The 18,400-nt window shown below is 70.7% G+C and carries 15 protein-coding genes and 2 pseudogenes; 14 read left to right on the top strand and 3 right to left on the bottom strand.

Translation table 11 applies throughout. The features are described from left to right. Nucleotides 1-157 precede the first annotated feature (157 nt). A complete protein-coding gene (locus AB0E67_RS28555; protein WP_360106751.1) occupies nt 158-541 on the bottom strand; it encodes a DUF3037 domain-containing protein in 384 nt (127 codons plus the stop codon). Next, complete coding sequence (locus AB0E67_RS28550; protein WP_362031879.1) at nt 538-1,413, bottom strand: HipA family kinase; 876 nt, start codon at nt 1,411-1,413, stop codon at nt 538-540. Before AB0E67_RS28550 ends, AB0E67_RS28555 begins: the two co-directional genes overlap by 4 nt. Before the next feature lie 376 nt (nt 1,414-1,789). Here AB0E67_RS28550 and AB0E67_RS28545 point away from each other — a divergent pair. The 3 genes and pseudogenes from AB0E67_RS28545 to AB0E67_RS28535 all read left to right on the top strand — a co-directional run. Beyond that, nucleotides 1,790-1,894, top strand: a pseudogene (locus AB0E67_RS28545) (transposase); the annotation flags it as partial. Nucleotides 1,895-2,114: 220 nt separating this feature from the next. Next, complete coding sequence (locus AB0E67_RS28540) at nt 2,115-3,131, top strand: LacI family DNA-binding transcriptional regulator (RefSeq protein WP_362031877.1); 1,017 nt, start codon at nt 2,115-2,117, stop codon at nt 3,129-3,131. 328 nt (nt 3,132-3,459) lie between these two features. Continuing rightward, nucleotides 3,460-4,380, top strand: a complete 921-nt coding sequence (locus tag AB0E67_RS28535) for a ribokinase (protein ID WP_362031875.1) — start codon at nt 3,460-3,462, stop codon at nt 4,378-4,380. A 134-nt stretch (nt 4,381-4,514) separates the two neighbouring features. On the opposite strand, the gene AB0E67_RS28530 is transcribed toward AB0E67_RS28535, so the two are convergent. Next, nucleotides 4,515-5,567 carry a LacI family DNA-binding transcriptional regulator gene (locus AB0E67_RS28530; RefSeq protein WP_362031873.1) on the bottom strand — a complete coding sequence of 351 codons (1,053 nt, stop codon included), beginning with the start codon at nt 5,565-5,567 and terminating at the stop codon, nt 4,515-4,517. Between the two features lie 436 nt (nt 5,568-6,003). Here AB0E67_RS28530 and AB0E67_RS28525 point away from each other — a divergent pair, with 436 nt between their 5' ends. The 11 genes and pseudogenes from AB0E67_RS28525 to AB0E67_RS28475 all read left to right on the top strand — a co-directional run bounded on the left by AB0E67_RS28525 (nt 6,004) and on the right by AB0E67_RS28475 (nt 18,034). Next, complete coding sequence (locus tag AB0E67_RS28525; protein ID WP_362031871.1) at nt 6,004-6,951, top strand: nucleoside hydrolase; 948 nt, start codon at nt 6,004-6,006, stop codon at nt 6,949-6,951. After that, entirely contained in the window at nt 6,948-8,399 is a 1,452-nt protein-coding gene (locus tag AB0E67_RS28520) for an MFS transporter (protein ID WP_362031869.1), read from the top strand. Before AB0E67_RS28525 ends, AB0E67_RS28520 begins: the two co-directional genes overlap by 4 nt. A gap of 953 nt (nt 8,400-9,352) precedes the next feature. Continuing rightward, nucleotides 9,353-9,583 (top strand): annotated as a pseudogene (locus AB0E67_RS28515) (TetR family transcriptional regulator C-terminal domain-containing protein); the annotation flags it as partial. A 663-nt stretch (nt 9,584-10,246) separates the two neighbouring features. Beyond that, entirely contained in the window at nt 10,247-10,657 is a 411-nt protein-coding gene (locus tag AB0E67_RS28510; protein ID WP_362031868.1) for a hypothetical protein, read from the top strand. Between the two features lie 73 nt (nt 10,658-10,730). Beyond that, nucleotides 10,731-11,147 (top strand): SsgA family sporulation/cell division regulator, encoded by a 417-nt coding sequence (locus AB0E67_RS28505; protein WP_362031866.1) that lies wholly within the window; start codon nt 10,731-10,733, stop codon nt 11,145-11,147. A 635-nt stretch (nt 11,148-11,782) separates the two neighbouring features. Beyond that, nucleotides 11,783-13,687, top strand: coding sequence for an amidohydrolase (locus tag AB0E67_RS28500; RefSeq protein WP_362031864.1), 1,905 nt, complete (start codon nt 11,783-11,785; stop codon nt 13,685-13,687). Nucleotides 13,688-13,782: 95 nt separating this feature from the next. Then, nucleotides 13,783-14,436, top strand: coding sequence for a hydrolase (locus AB0E67_RS28495; RefSeq protein ID WP_362031862.1), 654 nt, complete (start codon nt 13,783-13,785; stop codon nt 14,434-14,436). A gap of 87 nt (nt 14,437-14,523) precedes the next feature. Next, complete coding sequence (locus tag AB0E67_RS28490; protein WP_362031860.1) at nt 14,524-16,170, top strand: MFS transporter; 1,647 nt, start codon at nt 14,524-14,526, stop codon at nt 16,168-16,170. 36 nt (nt 16,171-16,206) lie between these two features. Beyond that, nucleotides 16,207-16,464, top strand: a complete 258-nt coding sequence (locus tag AB0E67_RS28485; protein WP_362031931.1) for a hypothetical protein — start codon at nt 16,207-16,209, stop codon at nt 16,462-16,464. Beyond that, the gene (locus AB0E67_RS28480) at nt 16,356-16,736 is read left to right on the top strand and encodes an aquaporin (RefSeq protein ID WP_362031930.1); all 381 of its coding nucleotides are present in this window, start codon (nt 16,356-16,358) and stop codon (nt 16,734-16,736) included. Before AB0E67_RS28485 ends, AB0E67_RS28480 begins: the two co-directional genes overlap by 109 nt. Before the next feature lie 437 nt (nt 16,737-17,173). Continuing rightward, nucleotides 17,174-18,034 carry a zinc-binding alcohol dehydrogenase family protein gene (locus tag AB0E67_RS28475; RefSeq protein WP_362031858.1) on the top strand — a complete coding sequence of 287 codons (861 nt, stop codon included), beginning with the start codon at nt 17,174-17,176 and terminating at the stop codon, nt 18,032-18,034. Nucleotides 18,035-18,400 lie beyond the last annotated feature (366 nt).

Genomic DNA, 18,400 nt, shown 5'->3' with positions numbered 1-18,400 from the left:
GCTAGAAGCCCCGGCACCCGGTGTCAACGGCCCACGGCCGCAGGGGCGCATGTCACATGGCTCGGCGCCGCCCGGAACACCGCGGGCGGGTGTTCCGGGCGGCGCCGAGCGCCGGGCCGGGCGGCGGACGTAGCGGACGCGAAGGAGCAGGAAGGGCTCAGCGCACCAGCAGGTCGAGCAGCCGCTCCACCTCGGCCGCGGGGTCCGCGGTGAGGCCGCTGTGCACGGGGCCCGGCTGGATCACGGTGGAGCGCGGCGCGATCAGCCACCGGAAGCGGCGGCCCGCGTCGTCACCGGCGGCCTGACCGGCGTCCGCGCCGCCCTGGCAGATGCCTTCGACCGCGTGCAGTGCGGCCCGTACACCGGCCACGTCGGCAGCGGGATCCAGCATCATCAGCTTGGCCTCGTCGAGATGCGTGCGGGCGGCGACGAAGCCCCGCGCACGGCAATAGACGACCACGCCCGCGTTGAAGCACTCGCCGCGCTGCACCCGTGGCACCACGCGCAGCAGTGCGTACTCGAAGACATCGCGCTCGCTCACCGGTGGCCGTCCTCGTCGTTCGTGTCGGTGCCGTCCTCGTCGCTCTTCCTGGTGGGGTGCGGCCAGGGGCTGTGCCCGGTCAGCCAGCCGGGCGCCTGCGACGGCCTGGAGGGCGTGGGCCCGGCCATCGTGATCCGCTCGTGAATGGTCGCGGCGCGCGGAAGCAGCGCCGCCACGTAGGCGCGGCGCAGTTCGTCCGTGGAGTCGAAGCCCGGCTCGTCGACCAGCCATTCGTCGGGGACCTCTGCCGTGACCTCGGTGAGCAGTTCCTCGGTGACCAGCGGCGCGAGTTCGGCGGCCGCCGCCGCTATGTCGGGGGCGAAGGGGGCGAGCGCGTGGTCCGAGGCGTCGTACGGCTTGGCGGCGGACGCCTGGGCGCCGGGCCAGTTGTGGTGCCAGATCATGGTGGCACCGTGGTCGATGAGCCACAGATCACCGTGCCACACCAGCATGTTCGGATTGCGCCAGGACCGGTCGACGTTGTTGATCAGCGCGTCGAACCAGACGACGCGTCCGGCTTCCCGGGGATCGACCTGGTAGGCGAGCGCGTCGAATCCGATGGACCCGGGCAGGAAGTCCATCCCGAGGTTGAGCCCGCCGCTGGCCTTCAGGAGCTCCTGCACCTCCTGGTCGGGCTCCGCGAGCCCGATGACGGGGTCGAGCTGGATCCGTACGAGTTCGGGCACGCGCAGCCCGAGCCGCTGCCCGAGCCGGCCGCAGACGACCTCGGCGACGAGCGTCTTGCGGCCCTGTCCGGCGCCGGTGAACTTCATGACGTAGGTGCCGAGGTCGTCGGCCTCGACGATTCCGGGGAGCGAGCCGCCTTCACGCAAGGGCGTGACATAGCGGGTCGCAGTGACCTCTTTCAGCATTTTCCCAGGCAACCCATCTATTCAGCCTTGCAATCCACGACCGACTCGGAGAGAGGCAGCAGTAGGAATCGCCCGTCGACGGCTCCGGGGAGAATCCGGTGGGTTCCGAACGGCATGCGGATTCCCCTGCCTCCCCAGCAGTCCGCCAATGGCCGTTCGCCCCTTGCTTCCGACCTCCGGCATGAAGTGAGCATAGTAACCGAGGGTGATCGTCGGCGAGCAGTACCCGAGCCACCGTGCCGAGGTCACGACAGACTCTCCCGCCTCCAGCATGATCGGGGAGCAGGTGTGCCGCGGCACATGGAAGCACTCCTTCGGCTCCGCGTCGGCCGAGGCCGGCATCATCCGGCGGCGGACGTGGCGGACGCCTCGCGCGATCCGGCGATTCCGGTCCGATGCCCAGTGGCGTGAGATGCCGAGTGGGTTCAGGCCCTGGGCCACCGTCTACGGACGCTTCCGGGCCCTGCGGAACGCCGGCGTGATTCGCGGTGGTTGGCATGGCCGGCCCGGAAGGCGAACAGGAAGGACTGGGCGGCGGCGCCGCAGATGCGGCGGGCGCTTCGTCACGATCCGATCTCGGCTTCCGGGCGAGGTCTTGTTTTCGGTCACGTAATCGATTCCAATCTTCCGTGTAATCGATTCCATGGCCGGTGAGTCGCTGGCTCCGAGGCCACGGGAACCGCAAGAAGGTGGTCAGGGAGATGGCGAGCATCAAGGATGTGGCGGCCGAGGCGGGGGTGTCCGTCGCCACGGTCTCCCGCGTTCTCAACAGCCATCCCTCCGTCAGCCCCGACGCGCGCGCACGCGTCCTCGCCGCCGTCGAGGCCCTCGGCTACCGGCCCAATGCCGTCGCCCGTTCCCTGCGCACCGATCAGACGCGCACCCTCGGCCTGGTCATCAGCGACGTACTCAACCCGTACTTCACCGAACTGACGCGCTTCGTCGAGGAGGAGGCCCGCTCGTTCGGCTACAGCGTCATCATCGGAAACGCCGACGAACGCCCCGACCTGCAGGAACATCACATCCGTACGCTCCTCGACCGTCGGATAGACGGACTCCTCGTCTCCCCGGCCAACGGCAGTTCGCCGTTCATGCCCGGTGCGGCGGCGGGCGGCACACCGATGGTGTTCCTCGACCGCTGGATCCAGGGCGTGGACGTGCCCGTGGTGCGTACCGACGGCCGCGCCGCCATCCGGGACCTCGTCGCCCACCTGCACCGCCTCGGCCACCGCAGGCTGGCGATCATCGCAGGCCCGGCCGCCACCACCACGGGCGACGAACGGGTCGAAGCCTTCCGCGAGGCGATGCGCGAGCACGGACTGGCGCTGCCCGACGGCTACATCGGCCAGGGCGATTTCCAGGCGGACAGCGGACGCCGTGTCACCGAGCGCTTTCTGACGCTGCCCGAACCGCCCGAGGTCGTGTTCGCCGCCGACAACCTGATGGCGCTCGGCGCGCTGGACGCGATCCGGGCGCGCGGGCTGCGCGTCCCGCAGGACATCGGGCTGGCGGCCTTCGACGACATCCCGTGGTTCCCGCACACCGATCCGCCGATCACGGCGATCGCCCAGCCGACCGGCGAACTCGGCCGCGCCGCCGTGCGCGCCCTGGTCGACATCGTCGAGGGGCGCCCCCCGCAGTCCGTCACCCTTCCTGCCCGCCTTGTCGTACGCAGCTCGTGCGGCGAACCCGCGTCGAACCGGAGGAGCAGCCCGTGAGCACCCGGGACGAGTTGCCGCGCGTCGAAGGCGTGGGCAGGACCAAGGCGCGCGAACCGGGCGTCGCCCGGCGGGAGATGGTGGAGTCCTCCGATCGACGACCCCTTCTTCGCGCAGACGGAGACGTGTGCGCGGGCGGAGGCGAAGGCGGCCGTGGTCGCGGCCGGAGGAACTGGGCCGACGCCGTGCAGAACGCGGTGCGAGCCGCAGAGGGAAAGCGGGTCGATAGCATGGTCGAGGTGCCAGTTCAAGGTAGTCACCGAGAAGAATGTTGCCGACTTCTCCAGAACAGCGCCTGAGCAGCGTCCGATCCCGGAAAGCAGGAACAATGCACGTCAACGACCACCACCAGTACGACCTGCTGGTTGTGGGCTCGGCCAACGCCGACCTGGTCATCGGTGTCGAACGCCGGCCAGCACCCGGTGAGACCGTGCTCGGTTCCGATCTCGCCGTCCACCCGGGCGGCAAGGGAGCGAACCAGGCGGTGGCCGCCGCCCGCCTCGGGGCCGTCACTGCGCTGCTGGCACGGGTCGGCGACGACGCCCACGGCCGCCTGCTGCTCGAATCGCAGCGGGCCGCCGGAGTGGACACCGAGGGCGTCCTCGTGGGCGGGGCGCCGACCGGAGTCGCGCTGATCACCGTGGACCCCTCCGGCGACAACAGCATCGTGGTGTCGCCGGGCGCCAATGCCCGGCTGACCCCGGAGGACATCCGGGCGGCCGGCCCCCTCTTCGAGGCGGCGCGGGTCGTGTCCGTTCAGCTGGAGATTCCGCTGGAGACGGTTGCCGAGGTGGCCGGTGCCATCTCCCCCGATACCCGGCTGGTTCTGAACCCGTCCCCGCCCGCACCTCTGCCCGATCACGTGCTGGCCGCCTGCGACCCCTTGGTCGTCAACGAGCACGAGGCGCGCTACATGCTGGGGGAAGCCGCCGGCGCCACGCCTGAGGAGTGGGCGCGGGCACTGCTGAAGCTCGGCCCGCGGTCGGTCGTGGTCACGCTGGGTGCGGCGGGCGCGCTCGTCGCCGAAGGCCGTACGGGGGACGCCGTCCTCGTACCGAGCCCCAAGGTCGAGGCCGTGGACACGACGGGGGCGGGCGATGCGTTCACCGCCGCCCTGGCCTGGCGGCTCGGCCTGGGAGAGCAACTGGCCGAGGCCGCCGCGTTCGCCGTCAGGGTCGGTGCGGTGGCGGTCACCCGGCAGGGCGCGCAGGAGTCCTACCCGAGCGCCGAGGAAATGTCCGTGCTGTGACGGAAACGGGAAAGCGCAACCGTCATCCCGCCGGGGCGCCGACGGGATGACACACGGTGCGGCGTGCCGGGTGCGTGGAGGCGGGGACCGGGGCGCATGACCGACAACCGGTCAGCCCCGGACGCCGACCACGGTCATGACGCCGGGTTTCCGGCACGTTCCCGGGCCCACGCCGCATCGCCGCCGGGCGCGGCGCCGGCCGGGCCGTTGCAGTCCGTCGCGCTGGAGCCGCGGACGATGAGTTCCGGCCCGAGTCGTACGGTGCGGCTCGGGCCTGCCTTCTCGCCGGCCAGCCGCCGGTCCAGCAACCGGGCGGCCTCCGCGGCCAGTTCGGCAACGGGTTGGCGGACGGTGGTCACACCTGGGTCGGTGAGGCTCGCCATGGGGATGTCGTCGAAGCCGGTGACGGCGATCTCGCCCGGGACGTCCACTCCCAGCTGTCGCAGCCGTTGCAGTACGCCGATGGCGATGAGGTCGTTGGCGCAGACGATGGCGTCCGGGCGGTGTGCGCGCACCCGGTCCACCGCGGCCCGCCCCCACTCGACGGAGAATTCACCGAGTTCGACACGTCCGGGCGCCCGCGGGTCCAGTGCGCCGACGCCGGACTCGTACGCGGCCAGACGTTCGACCGCCGCCGAGGCGGTGCCCGCGGCCCCGACGAAGCACGGACGGCGACGCCCCGCGGCCGCGAGGTGGTCCAGCACGAGCTGTATGCCGGCGGCGTTGTCGACGACCACGGAGTCGGCGACGCCGTGGCCGCAACCTCGGTCCAGCAGTACCAGCGGCACCCGGGCCGCTGCGGCGGTCACCGCGGCCACGCTGCGTTTCTCGTCGACCGGGACGACAAGCAGGGCGTCGACCTGCCGGGCCAGCAGGGCGTCGATCCGGGCCGCTTCGGTCATCGGGTCGTCGTCGCAGTCGGCGAGGATCACGGCACGGTCGTGGGTGTGCAGCGCGCGCGTCAGCTCCCGTACCAGAGTGGGGTAGAACGGGTTGGTGATCTGCGGCAGGACGAGACCGATGGTGCCTGTCGAACGGCTGCGCAACGCGCGGGCCACGTGGTTGGGCCGGTAGCCGAGGCTGTCGACGGCCGCACGTACCCGCCGGGCGGTTTCCGCGCCGACCGGCCGGCTGCCGGCGAGCACCCGGGACACCGTGGCGACGGAACAACCCGAAAGCCGAGCCACGTCTCGCAGTGTTACTTCCGCCACTTCGGATCGCCTGCCCTGTTCTTCTGGTCCGGCCGCGTGAAGCGGGCGGATGCCTACGGGGAGTTGGCAAACGTTATCACCGGTCGTTCCCCGCGCCCAGACTGCGATCCGCTGTCCCAAACGGGTCACAACGTGAGATAAGACTTCACCCATTGACATCGTGGGCGTCGGTGCGCAAAGTTCTCGGAGAACGATTTCCCAGATCGTTTTCCCAACGTTTTCCTACCGCGTGATCAAGGAAGAGTGCGCGGTACCCGTCTGTTCCGCTGCCCGCCCGTGGGTCGGCGCCGCACGCCGGCGTGGACCGCGAGGGCGGTCGGGGACCGTACCGGCGCACTCTGTGCAGTAGCCCTGTTGCGGCGCTGGCCGAGATCCATCGCAAACTGTTCAACTGAGCGAAGGGGCTCATTTGATGGCCAGAAAGATCATCCTGGACTGCGATCCCGGGCACGACGACGCGATCGCCATGCTCCTCGCGTACGGGAACCCGGACGTGGATCTGGTCGCCGTGACCACCGTGGTCGGCAACCAGACCCTGGAGAAGGTGACGCGCAACGCGTTGTCCGTGGCGCGTATCGCCGGCATCACCGGGATCCCTTTCGCCGCGGGAAGTCCGCGGCCGCTGGTGCGGACCATCGAGACGGCGCCGGACATCCACGGCGAGTCGGGACTCGACGGCCCGGTGCTGCCCGAACCGACCCTGGAGCTGGACCGCCGCCACGCCGTGGACCTCATCATCGACACGGTGATGTCCCATGAGCCGGGCGAGATCACCCTCGTCCCCACGGCCGGCCTGACCAACATCGCGCTCGCCGTACGCAAGGAGCCGCGCATCGCCTCCCGCGTCCGCGAGGTCGTCCTGATGGGCGGCGGGTACCACGAGGGCAACTGGAGCGCGGTCGCCGAGTTCAACATCATCATCGACCCGGAGGCCGCGCACATCGTCTTCAACGAGAGCTGGCCGGTCACCATGGTGGGTCTCGACCTGACCCACCAGGCGCTCGCGACCCCGGAGGTGCGGCAGAAGATCGCCGCGGTCGGCACCAAGCCGGCCGCGTTCGTGGGCGAGCTGCTCGACTTCTTCGGCGCCACCTACCTCGAGGCGCAGGGCTTCGAGCACCCTCCGGTGCATGACCCGTGCGCCGTCGCCTACGTCATCGACCCGACCGTCATGACGGTGCGCAAGGCCCCGGTGGACATCGAGCTCACCGGCGGGCTGACCCTCGGCATGACCGTGACCGACTTCCGGGCGCCCGCCCCGCCCGACTGCCACACCCAGGTCGCCGTCAAGCTCGACCACGAGCGCTTCTGGGACCTCGTCGTGGACGCCCTGACGCGGATCGGTGACGGCGCCGAATGAACGTCTCCACCAGTACCAAAGCCGTCCCGGACGGGCCGACGCCGGTCACCGGCCGGCGTCCGGTCCGGGTGGGCGTGCTGCTCGCCGCGCTCCTCATGGCGTGCTTCGCCTTCCAGCTGAACGCCAGCATGCTCAGCCCGGCCCTGAAGAGCATCGAGGACAGCCTGGGCGCCACTTCGGCCGAGATCGGGCTCACCCAGACCGCGTTCTTCACCTCCGCGGCCCTGTTCTCGCTGTTCCTGCCGAGGCTGGGCGACATCATCGGCCGCCGCCGGGTGCTGGTCGCGATGATGGTGCTCATGGCGGTCGGCTGCGTGGTCTCCGCGCTGGCACAGAACGTGCCGATGCTCTTCGTCGGCCGCATCATCCAGGGCGTGTCCGGGCCCACGGTGCCGCTGTGCCTGATCATGCTTCGGGTCGAGGTCACCGAGCCGAAGAAGTACGGCACCCTGCTGGGCGTGATCACCGCCGTCAACGGTGGTATCGCCGGGGTCGACTCCCTCGTCGGCGGGTTCCTCGCCGACAAGCACGGCTTCGCCTCGGTGTTCTGGGTGATGGCCGTGGTGGCGGCGATCGCCGCGGTCCTGGTCGCCACCATGACACCGGAGACCAAGGCGGACACCGCGTCCCGGATGGACTGGCCCGGCGTCACACTGCTGGTCGTCTCCGTCGGGGCACTGCTGATCGCGCTGAACGAGGCCGGCAAGCTCGGCGCAGCGAACTGGCCGCTCGTCGCCGTCCTTGCCGTCGTGGCCGCGATCGCCTTCGCCCTGTTCTGGCGGACCGAGAGCAGGAGCGGGCACCCGCTGGTCGCCACCCGGCACCTGCGACAGCGCGCGACCTGGGCGACGCTGCTGACCACCGTGCTCACCATGACCGGCGTGTTCGCCGTCATGAACGGGCTGATCCCGGCGTTCGCCCAGGACGCACACGCCGGGCTCGGCATGTCCGCCGAACAGTCCGCATGGTGGACACTCACGCCGTACGCGTTGGCCGGGCTCGCCATGGGTCCCATCGCCGGCCGGCTCGCCGCCGGCTTCGGTTACCGCCGTATCCTGCGTCTGGGCCTGATCGGCGCGGCCGGCTCCGTCGTCCTGATGATCCTCACCCTGGGCGGCCAGTCGCGTGCCCTGCTGCTCGTGGCCTCGCTCCTGGTCGGCATCACCTACGCGGGCGTGGGCAACATCGTGCTCAACGGCCTCGGCATCGTGCTGTCACCGCGTGAGAACCCCGGATTCCTGCCCGGGTTGAACGCCGGTGCGTTCAACCTCGGGGCCGGGCTCAGCTTCGCGGCGCTCTACGCGGTCCAGACGGCCTTCCAGCCCGCCGACCCGGCATCGACCGACGGCTATGTCGCCGGCATGGTCGCGGGCGTGGTCCTGCTGGGCCTCGCCACCGTGGCGTCCTTCCTGATCCCCAAGCCGGTGGCGGCGGAAGACGGAACCTGACGGCTGCGGCTGCGGCTGCCCCGGCATGACACTGTCGACGCCGGGGCAGCGGGATCGGCTCGGCCGGTAGACCGGTGGACTTCCCGGGGCTGTTCACAGCACCCCGAGGGGCGGGCGGATCTACCTGCTCAGGCCGCACGACTGATGGGCCGCGTCCCTCTTCGAGGGGCGGCCCATCACCCACGAAGTCGGCGTTCGACCGGACGACGAGCGTCTTCCCGTCCAGCGCCGCCCGGATCTCGTCGGCGGCCTCGGCCGGGTCGACGGCGTCGTCGGGGACGTCCTTGGAGCGCGACGGCACCTTGCGTGACCGGGTGTCCATCAGGGTGGTGCCGCCGGGGGCGAGGGCAGTGATGTGTGCGGCGGAGGGGTGCTGCGGTCGAGATGGGCGACGGCGAGATCCTCGCCCGGGAGGCCGACGGCTTCTGAGCCAGGTGGTCCCCGAACCTGCTCGCTGTGCCTCCAGGGGCCGGTGCGTGGGAAGAGGCGCCCTCACCCACCGGTGCCCCGAGTACGCGCCTGACCACCCTGTGCCCACGGCAGCGGCACGGCGCGGGTGCTGCTACGGCACGGGGCGGGAGCGAAGCGGCCCGCGCGGGCTGCCGTCAAAGCTCGAACTCGACGGCCACAGGGGGTGTTCTGCCAGGCGTGGGCGCGTTCGACATGCCGTCGTTGGGCGGCCCGGTTGAGGCTCGAGGCACCCCCCTGCGTCAATGGTCAGGCTACCGGCGTCGCATGGCTGACAGCGTGTCAACTTGCCGCCAGTTGAAGCGTCCTGGCTGGTCCGCGCTCGGTCCGGGCTCAAGCTGATCGCGGAGGCAAGCGTTTTCGAAACGGAACGCGCACACCCTCCGCAGCAGGCGGCGTGAGGAGAGTGCTCGGGTTCATGACGGAGGCATTCGGAGGCGCCGGACCCGGCCCACCCCGCCCACTCGTACTTCGCCCGACGCCACGACCGCATCCGGCGCGGCACCGCCGACGCCTTGCGAAAGGCCCGTGACGCCGGCCACGTACACCAGGACGCGCACCCCGACGACGCCGTGATTCGCCTGACCGCCCTGATGAACGGCCTCCAGGCGCAGTGGCTGTTCCAGCGTGAGATCGGCATGCCCCACCACCTGCGCGGGGCAATACTCGACCTCCTGACCGAGCAGGGCAGATCCGCGTCCGACGCCACGCCCTGACACAACACCCCCGCATCCCCGCGACGGTGTGTCCGGCGGCGCACATCGCCGAACACGCCGAACGCCCCTACGGGGCACGCTCCTCCCCCCGCACCACCACTCGGGCCGCACACAGCACCCTCCGCCCGATTCACCGCGCGACAACAACAGGCGCCCCGCGCCCATTTCGCAGGGCGGACGGCATACGGCGGGCAACCGCTCCACGCACACCCCAGGGGCGCGCCACCGAGCCTCCGCTCTCCCGAACAAACCGGCCGCTCACCGCCACGTCTTCACACCCAGTCGGACCGGTCGGCCACCCGGATGCCTCGACTCGCCCGCCAGACAGGCGAGTTCACCGCCGGTGCGACCACGACGCGGGCATCCGGGAACCCCCTCACGCAGAGCCCGCCGGACCGGCCGACACCACGCGTGCCGACGTGTGGCCGTCGGCCACGCCCGACGACAACACACCCGCCGACACGCCATCGGCCCGCTCCCGCGAGGCATCCCGGTCGCCCTATTTGCTCCCTTCCTCCCCTTGCCGATCAGGTGAAATACCTCACGAGACAACCGTTCAATGTTCAACTAGATCTCGCGTAGGGTTCGGATATACCCGGACAACCCGGTATGAGTTCCGCGGCCGCCGACCCAGCGGTCGCGGAAGGAGCAAGGAGAACAACGATGCTGAACCGCATGATCGGACGGCGGATCGCCGCCACGGCCGTAGCCACCGCAATCGCCGGTGGTGCGCTCCTGGCAGGTACCGGCGCCGCCTCCGCGGCACCCCGCCCCGCGCCCGAGCGAGCGGCGGCCGTCTCTCACTCCGTGAGCACCAGCGGGCACGGAGGATGGGACGACCACCGCAGCGATCGCGGCCACAACGGCCACCGCGCGGACCGCGACGGCCGCTGGGACCGTGGCCACCGCTGGGACGGCTACCGCACCTGGTACCGCACCGGCAGCAGCTGGTACAGCAACGACCACGGCCGCCACTACCGCTACGACGGCCACCGTCTCTACCACTCGGTCCACGGCACGTGGATCGTGGTGACCAGCCTTCCGCACGGCTTCGGCCACCACATCTTCCGCTGATCCCGGGATGAGCTGCACCGCCGCCCCTACGCGGCGGTGCAGCCGCCCCCGGTGCCCAGGAGTTGATCAGGCCATGGCCTACCACTTGGACAAGTCGCTCGACATGGAACTCGTGCTCGCCCCGGACGAGCACGTCACGGTGCCCGCTTCCCTGCGCTACGGATCGGACGATCCGTACGCCGTGACCTTCGCCTTCCACACCGGCACCGAAGAACCGGTGACGTGGACCTTCGCCCGCGACCTCCTGGCCGACGGTGTCCTCCGGCCGACCGGTGACGGGGACATACGCCTCTGGCCGAGCGGCGCCGGGCACCGGATGGTGCTCAACCTCGCCCTTTCCTCCCCGGCGGGCCGGGCCCGGCTCGCCGCCCCGCTCCGCGTGGTGACCGACTGGCTGACCCTTACGTATCACCTGGTTCCGGCCGGGCGGGAGACGGACGACCTCGACGTGGAGGCCGAGCTCTGCCGCCTGCTGCACGGAGCGGGCTGACGAGCCGCGCCGGGCACCCCGTCACCCGACCGGTTCACGCTCTCCTCCCGCGGCCCCCGATCGGAGAACCCGCACACCGGACCCCCGCGGGTTCCACTCGACCGGCCCCGCCCGCGAGGCCGTTCGGCACACGGCCGCCGCGCCTCCTCCGCCCCAGGGCCTTCCGGGCGACTGACCGTACGGCCGGCCCCGGAACCGCAGGACCACCGGTGCGCGAGATCGAGATGCCGCCCCAGGGCGATGTAACTAGCCTCCGAACCGGGACGCATCGGGTCCCTCCCTCGGCTTCGGCCTCTCCCGGACACAGTTCGGAGACCCCATGGACCACCCGCTCGGACCGTGCCGCGCGGTGCCCGTCGCCGCCCGCCCCACCGTCGTCACCGCAGGGTGCCCGTCATCCGCTGAGAATCCCCGGACGGGCCCGGTAGCGGCCGACCGGCCACGACACGGCCCACGCGGGAGCGGACACCGTCCCCGCCGTGAGGGCGGCCACCGCCGAAGTCGACAGCCGCGGCGACCAGCCCTTCGGCAGGACCGGTCCGCGGGCCGGCCCGTGCCGTACCTGATCCAGCCGAGTACCGACCGGCCGACGGGCGGGAGCAAGCCTCCCGGCCCCGGGGCCATGGAGCGTTCTCATGATCAACGTCATGCCAGTGGACGGCGTCTCCCCCGCCCCCGACGCACGGGAACCGGCCGACCTGATCGTCCGTAACGGCCGTGTGTTCACCGGGGACCGCGCACGCCCCGCCGTCTCGGCCCTCGCCGTACGCGACGGCCGTATCACCGCGATGGGCGACGACTCGGACGTCGCTCCCTTCGTGGGACAGCGGACCAGGGTGGTCGACGCCCTCAACCGCCGGATCGTTCCAGGGCTCAACGACTCCCATCTGCACGTGATCCGCGGCGGTTTGAACTATCTGCTGGAGCTGCGCTGGGACGGCGTCCCCTCGCTGCGCACCGGTCTGTGGATGCTGCGCGAGCAGGCCGCGCGCACGCCCAAGGGTCAGTGGGTGCGGGTGGTGGGCGGCTGGACCGGCGAGCAGTTCGCCGAGCGGCGGCTGCCCACCGTGTCGGAGCTGAACGCCGCCGCCCCCGACACACCGGTGTTCGTGCTGCACCTGTACCAGTCGGCCATCCTCAACCATGCCGCGGTGAAGGCGGTCGGCTTCACCAAGGACTCCGTGGCGCCTCCCGGGGGCCAGATCGTCCGCGACCACTCGGGCGAGCCCACGGGCATGTTGCTGGCCGCCCCGGCCGCCGGACTCCTGTACGCCACGCTCGGCAAGGGACCGAAGCTGTCGGACGACGAACAGATCGGCTCCACCCGGCACTTCCTGCACGAGCTGAACCGGCTCGGACTGACGAGCGCCATCGACGCGGGCGGCGGCTTCCAGAACTTCCCCGAGAACTACGGGGCCGTGACGAAGCTCGCCGAACAGGGCCTGCTGACCATGCGTATCGCCTACCACCTCTTCCCGCAGACCGCGGGGCAGGAACTGGACGACCTGCGGCGGTGGATCGGCATGGTGCGCCCCGGGGACGGCGACGAGTGGCTGCGGCTGAACGGCGCGGGGGAGAACCTCGCCTGGTCGCCCGCGGACTACGAGAACTTCACCGAGCCCCGGCCGACCCGCCCCGACACGGCGGACGGCGAACTCGAGGCGGCAGTACGCCTGTTGCTCGACAACGGCTGGGGCTTCCGGCTGCACGCCACCTACGACGAGACGATCCGCGCCGACCTCGACGTCTTCGACAAGGTCGCGGCGGACGGCGGATTCCCCCGTGGTGTGCCGTGGTTCTTCGACCACGCCGAGACCGTGTCCGAGGCCGGCCTCGACCGGATCGCGCGGATGGGCGGCGCGCTGTCCATCCAGAACCGCATGATGTTCCAGGGAACCGCGTTCAGCGAACGCTACGGCGCCGCGCGCACCGCCAGCACTCCCCCGATCCGCCAGATGCTCGACTCCGGCCTGACGGTCGCCGCCGGCACCGACGCCACCCGCGTCTCCAGCTACAACCCCTGGCTCTCCCTGGAGTGGCTGGTGCGCGGACGCAGTATCGGCGGGCAGCAGCTGGCGTCCCCGGAGAACCGGGTCGACCGCGCCACCGCGCTCCGCATGTACACCGTGGCCGGTGCCGAACTCAGCGGTGAGAGCGACGTCAAGGGGATCCTCAAGGAGGGCTACTACGCCGACCTGGCGGTGCTCTCCGAGGACTTCTTCTCGGTGCCGGAGGAGGACATCTCCCACATCGAGTCCCTGCTGACCGTCGTCGGCGGCCGCATCGTCTACGCGGCCGGGGAGTTCGAGGGTCTCGCCGCTCCGCTGCCCGGAGTGGAACCGTCCTGGAGCCCGGTCGCCTGCTTCGGCGGCTACCACCGGACGGTGGCCCCCACCCCGCCCTCCGGTGTGCGGCAGGCGCAGGCGCTGGTCGAGGCCGTGGCCGAGTCCGAGGAGCACCGGCAGTGGCGGATCACCCAGGGTTTCGCACGGGACGGCACCCGCCCCTCCGAGATCTTCGACGCCTGTTTCGTCCTGTAGCGGGCCGACGGACCGTCGCTCCCGGCCGCCGAAGGCGCCACCGGGCCGCGGCAGTCCGCCGCGCAGACACAGTTTCAGACGAAAGGTTCAGCATCGTGGTGAACACCCAGAACGTGAAGGCCGACCCCGCGGCGTCGCTCCTCAGCCCGGAGAACAGCGTGCTGCTGATGGTGGACCATCAACCGCAGATGTTCTTCGGCACGACCAACGCCGACCGGGGCGAGATCATCAACGCCACCGTGGGGCTCGCCAAGTCCGCCAAGGTGTTCGGCGTGCCGGTCGTCCTCACCACGGTCGCCTCCAAGAGCTTCTCCGGGCCGCTGCTTCCGCAGCTGGCCGAGGTGTACCCGGACACCGAGCCCATCGACCGCACCACCATGAACTGCTGGGAGGACCAGCGGGTGGTCGACGCCGTCAGGGCGACCGGCCGCCCCAAGATCGTGATGGCGGGGCTCTGGACCGAGGTGTGCATCTCGCTCGCCGCCCTGTCCGCCGTGGACCAGGGGTACGAGGTGCATGTGCCCACCGACGCGTGCGGCGGTGTGTCCGTGGCCGCGCACGACAACGCCGTGAAGCGCATGATGCAGAACGGCGTCGTGCCCACGACCTGGCTGACCACCCTGCTCGAATGGCAGCGCGACTGGGGCCGCACCGAGACCTACGACCCGGTCATGGACGTGGTCATGCAACACGCCGGGGCATACGGGGTCGGTGTCGTCTACGCCCGCGCCATGCTGTCCGGGCACTGAGGCGGAACTCGGGCCCGGTGCTCGTTCCCCGAGCACCGGGCCCGCCGTCCGGGCCTCACCCCATACCCATGCAGGGAGCGACAACGGATGACACCTCCTGGGGACGGTGGTACGACGGCCGGCGCGAAACCGCCCGCTCCGGACTCCGCCGCCGTGTCGACCTGGCAGCCGCTGCGGCTGCGTGTGTTCCGGACCCTGTGGATCGCGCAGTTCGTCTCCAACGTCGGCGGCTGGATGCAGACGGTCGGCGCGCAGTGGCTGATCACCCAGGAATCGGGGTCGGCCGGGCTGATCGCCCTCGTCCAGACGGCGGCCAGCCTCCCCGTCCTCCTGCTCGGCATCCCCGCCGGCGCCCTGGCGGACATCGTCGACCGCCGAAAACTGCTGCTGGCCGCCCAGGCCCTGATGTTCACGGCCGCCGGGCTGCTCGCCGTGCTGACCGCGCTGGGGCGGATGGACTCCTACGGCGTCCTGGCCCTGACCTTCGTGCTCGGATGCGGCACCGCCCTGATGAACCCGGCGTGGCAGGCCATCCAGCCGGAGCTCGTGCCGAGGGAGCAGATCCCCTCCGCCGCGGCCCTCGGCGGCGTGAACATGAACCTCGCCCGGGCCATCGGTCCGGCCCTCGGCGGCCTGGTGGTGACGCTGGCCGGCACCGCCACCGTGTTCGCCGTCAACGCGGTGTCGTTCCTCGTCACCCTGGGCGCCCTCGCGACCTGGCACCGCCGGGCCGAGCCCGACCCGATGGGGGCCGAACGGATCCTCCCCGCCCTGAGGGCAGGGAACCGCTACGTGCGGAACGCGCCCAGGGTGCGCCGGGTGCTCGGCCGGTCGCTGCTGTTCGTCCCCTGTGCCGCCGCCCTGTGGGCCCTGCTGCCGGTGGTCGCGCGGCAGCGGCTGGGCATGGGGGCCGGGGGCTACGGTCTGCTTCTCGGAGCGGTCGGCGTGGGCGCGGTCCTCGGGGCCGCCCTCCTGCCCCAGGTACGCAGACGCTGGTCGAGCAATGCCGCGCTGACCACCGGAGGGCTCCTGTTCGCGGTGACCCTGGCGCTGCTGGCGGTGGTACGCGTCTCCTGGGTCGTCGGTCCGGTCCTGGTGTTCTCCGGGGTCGCCTGGGTGGGCGTGCTGTCCATGCTCAACGCCCAGATGCAGGTGACGACGCCCGGCTGGGTGCGGGCGCGGGCCCTGGCCTTCTACCTGACCATCTTCCAGGGCGGAATGGCGATCGGTGCCGCCGTCTGGGGCAAGGCCGCCGACGGGGTCGGCCTGGTGCCGACCCTGCTGATCGCCGCCGTCGTGCTCGCGGCCGCGTCGCTGGCGGGGCTGTTCCTCGCCGTACCCGACTCGCCGCTGGACCGTTCGGTCTCGATGCACTGGGCGGCTCCGACCATGATGCTGGAGCCCGCGGAGGACGACGAACAGGTCCTCGTCACCATCGAGTACGTGGTGCCGGCCCACAACGCCGATCTCTTCATCGAGTCCATGCGGGCCATGGGCCGCTCACGGCTGCGCACCGGCGCGGTGAGCTGGGACCTCTACCGGGACGGCACCGATCCCGACACGTACCTGGAGGTCTTCCTGGTGGCCTCCTGGAAGGAGCACCTGCGGCAGCACAGCGGCCGTCTCACCGGCTTCGACCGGCAGACCGAGGAGCGCGCGCGGTCGCTGGTGGACCCGGACCACCCCTTCAAGGTCACCCACTACCTGCCCGCCCGCAAGAGCCCTCCGGCCTGACCCGTCCCCCCACGCCATCCGGAGGTGATCGCGGCCATGACCACCGAACCCGCCTCGTCCAGCCCATCGACCTCGCCCGCCCCACCGGGGAAGGGCCCCACGACGCCGTCGGCCGTCGCGGGGCGCAGCGCCCTCGAATGCCTCCTGACCTTCGTGCTGCTCTTCGGTGTCACCACGATCGTGCGCTGGGTCATGGGGCCCTCCGCGCTCTCCGATGCGGTTCCCGGGATCCACCCCAAGCTGCTGATCGTCGGGGCGGCGGTCGGTCTGCTCCTCGGCTCGTCGGATTCCTGATCGGTGCGGCCATCGCCCTGCTCGGCACCAGCTCGGGAGGCAGCGTCAACCCCGCCCGCCAGTTCGGTCCGGCGGTGGCGTCCGGCGAGCTCGCCTTCCTGCGGGTGTATCTGGTGGCGCCCATGGTGGGCGCGGTGATCGCGGCGTTCGCCCTGGACCGGCTGCGCGCCCGCCGTACCGTACTCACCCACCGGCTGTGCGGCACCCAGGCCGACGGCACGCCCCTTCCGCCTCTCACTCGCCGTCGAAGCACCGTCACCGACCGCCCATGACGCGAATTCTCCACGGCCGGAAATTCTCCCGTTTCCGTGGTCACCGAAGACGCGGCGGCACCCCACCCGTCGGCACGGACCGAAAATAATGGAGAAAAAGACGAACGGCCCCGCGGAACCGACCGTTCGGACTTGACGCCGAGACAATGGAGTCCCGATGTTCGAACAAAAGAGTTTCACACGAAATCAATGGCCTGAAACGAGTACATCCCACCGTCATCGCACCGGATTCCTTCCGGAATTGGGCGGGGCCTCCGTTCCCGCTTCTGCGACATCCCGCACCCCGTTGGCCAGTTGAGCGAATCCCTGGAAAGGCTTGTGATGCGTGCTCTGCGTTTCAGTCGTTCCGGAGATCCCGATGTCCTGCATGTCACCGACGTCCCCGACCCCGGGCACGGCACCACTGCGAAGCGGTCGTCGCCGTCAGATCCGCTTCGGTGAATCCCTCGGACCTGAAGAACGTGGCCGGCCGGATGGAGGGAACGACCCTTCCGCGCACGCCCGGACGCGACTTCTCCGGGGTGGTGGTCGACGGACCACCCGAATGGGTCGGCGTCGAGGTGTGGGGCACGGGAGGGGACATCGGGTTCTCGCGCGACGGCTCGCACGCGGAGTATCTCGCGATCCCCACAACGGCCCTGGCCCGTAAACCCGAACCGCTGAGTTTCGAGGAGGCGTCGGTCGTGGGGGTCAACTTCGTCGTCGGCTGGCTCGGCGCCGTCGAGGCGGCACGGCTGACCGCGTGGGAATCCCTCGCGGTATTCGGCGTCTCGGGTGGGGTCGGCGGCGCCGTGGCCCAGATCGGCCGTGCTCTCGGCGCCCGTGTCATCGGCATCGACCGGGTCCGGCCGGCCGACGACACACCCGCCGTGTCGTCCATCGACGCCTTCGTCGCGCTCGGCGGCGACCCGCAGGACGTCGGAGCGCAGGTCGGACGCCTCACGGCGGGCAAGGGCGCGGATGTGGTGTACGACGCCGTCGGAGGCGTCACCACACCGGCGGCGCTGGCCTCGTTGGCACACCGCGGCCGACTGGTGGTGATCTCCTCGGTCGGCACGCGGACCGCGGAGATCGACCTCGTCGACCTGTACCACAACGAGACGCGGATCCTGGGGTGCGACAGCCGCCGGCTCGACGCCGCGCAGAGCGGCGCACGCCTCGACCTGCTCAGGCCGTTCTTCGACCGAGGGAGTTTCCGGCCGCTTCCCGCCGCCGGCCGATACGACCTGGAGAACGGCAAGGACGCCTATGTCGCCCTCGCGAACGGAACACGGGGCCGCGTGGTCATATGCCCCTGAGGGGGTATACGGATCGTGTCCCCTCGCCCGAACCGGTCGGAGAAACGTGACCATATCGGCACCGTCGCCGCCTTTTCACCGGAACACCGAACGGGCGGCGACGCGGCTTTTTTTCCAGGTCGATCGTCAGAAATACCGATTCGCCTGGATTCCAGGAGGAAACACCTTCTCCGGCGAAAGAAATCGAGAATCAACTCCGAGAAATCACGGCCGCGAAGAATCCCGCCCCGGATTGCGGCTCCCACGAGTTGTTGACCGTAGAGGGTCGTCGTAGTGTCGGTAGTGCCGCTGCAGGAGCAAGGAGCGGCACCCTCAGAATCCTACGAAGGAGACGAAGATGAAGATTCAGAGCATCTTCGGCCACGG

Origin of the sequence: Streptomyces sp. NPDC032161 (genome assembly GCF_040636995.1) — a bacterium.
GTDB lineage: Bacteria > Actinomycetota > Actinomycetes > Streptomycetales > Streptomycetaceae > Streptomyces.
Note: the sequence above shows the minus strand (reverse complement) of the source record. Positions and strands in the feature narration are given on the sequence as shown.

Coding starts and splice junctions, on each gene's coding strand:
- AB0E67_RS28520 (WP_362031869.1), top strand. CDS start 6,948: ATGAACGTCTCCACCAGTACCAAAGCCGTCCCGGACGGGCCGACGCCG.
- AB0E67_RS28490 (WP_362031860.1), top strand. CDS start 14,524: ATGACACCTCCTGGGGACGGTGGTACGACGGCCGGCGCGAAACCGCCC.
- AB0E67_RS28505 (WP_362031866.1), top strand. CDS start 10,731: ATGGCCTACCACTTGGACAAGTCGCTCGACATGGAACTCGTGCTCGCC.
- AB0E67_RS28540 (WP_362031877.1), top strand. CDS start 2,115: ATGGCGAGCATCAAGGATGTGGCGGCCGAGGCGGGGGTGTCCGTCGCC.
- AB0E67_RS28510 (WP_362031868.1), top strand. CDS start 10,247: ATGCTGAACCGCATGATCGGACGGCGGATCGCCGCCACGGCCGTAGCC.
- AB0E67_RS28525 (WP_362031871.1), top strand. CDS start 6,004: ATGGCCAGAAAGATCATCCTGGACTGCGATCCCGGGCACGACGACGCG.
- AB0E67_RS28485 (WP_362031931.1), top strand. CDS start 16,207: ATGACCACCGAACCCGCCTCGTCCAGCCCATCGACCTCGCCCGCCCCA.
- AB0E67_RS28550 (WP_362031879.1), bottom strand. CDS start 1,413: ATGCTGAAAGAGGTCACTGCGACCCGCTATGTCACGCCCTTGCGTGAA.
- AB0E67_RS28535 (WP_362031875.1), top strand. CDS start 3,460: ATGCACGTCAACGACCACCACCAGTACGACCTGCTGGTTGTGGGCTCG.
- AB0E67_RS28500 (WP_362031864.1), top strand. CDS start 11,783: ATGATCAACGTCATGCCAGTGGACGGCGTCTCCCCCGCCCCCGACGCA.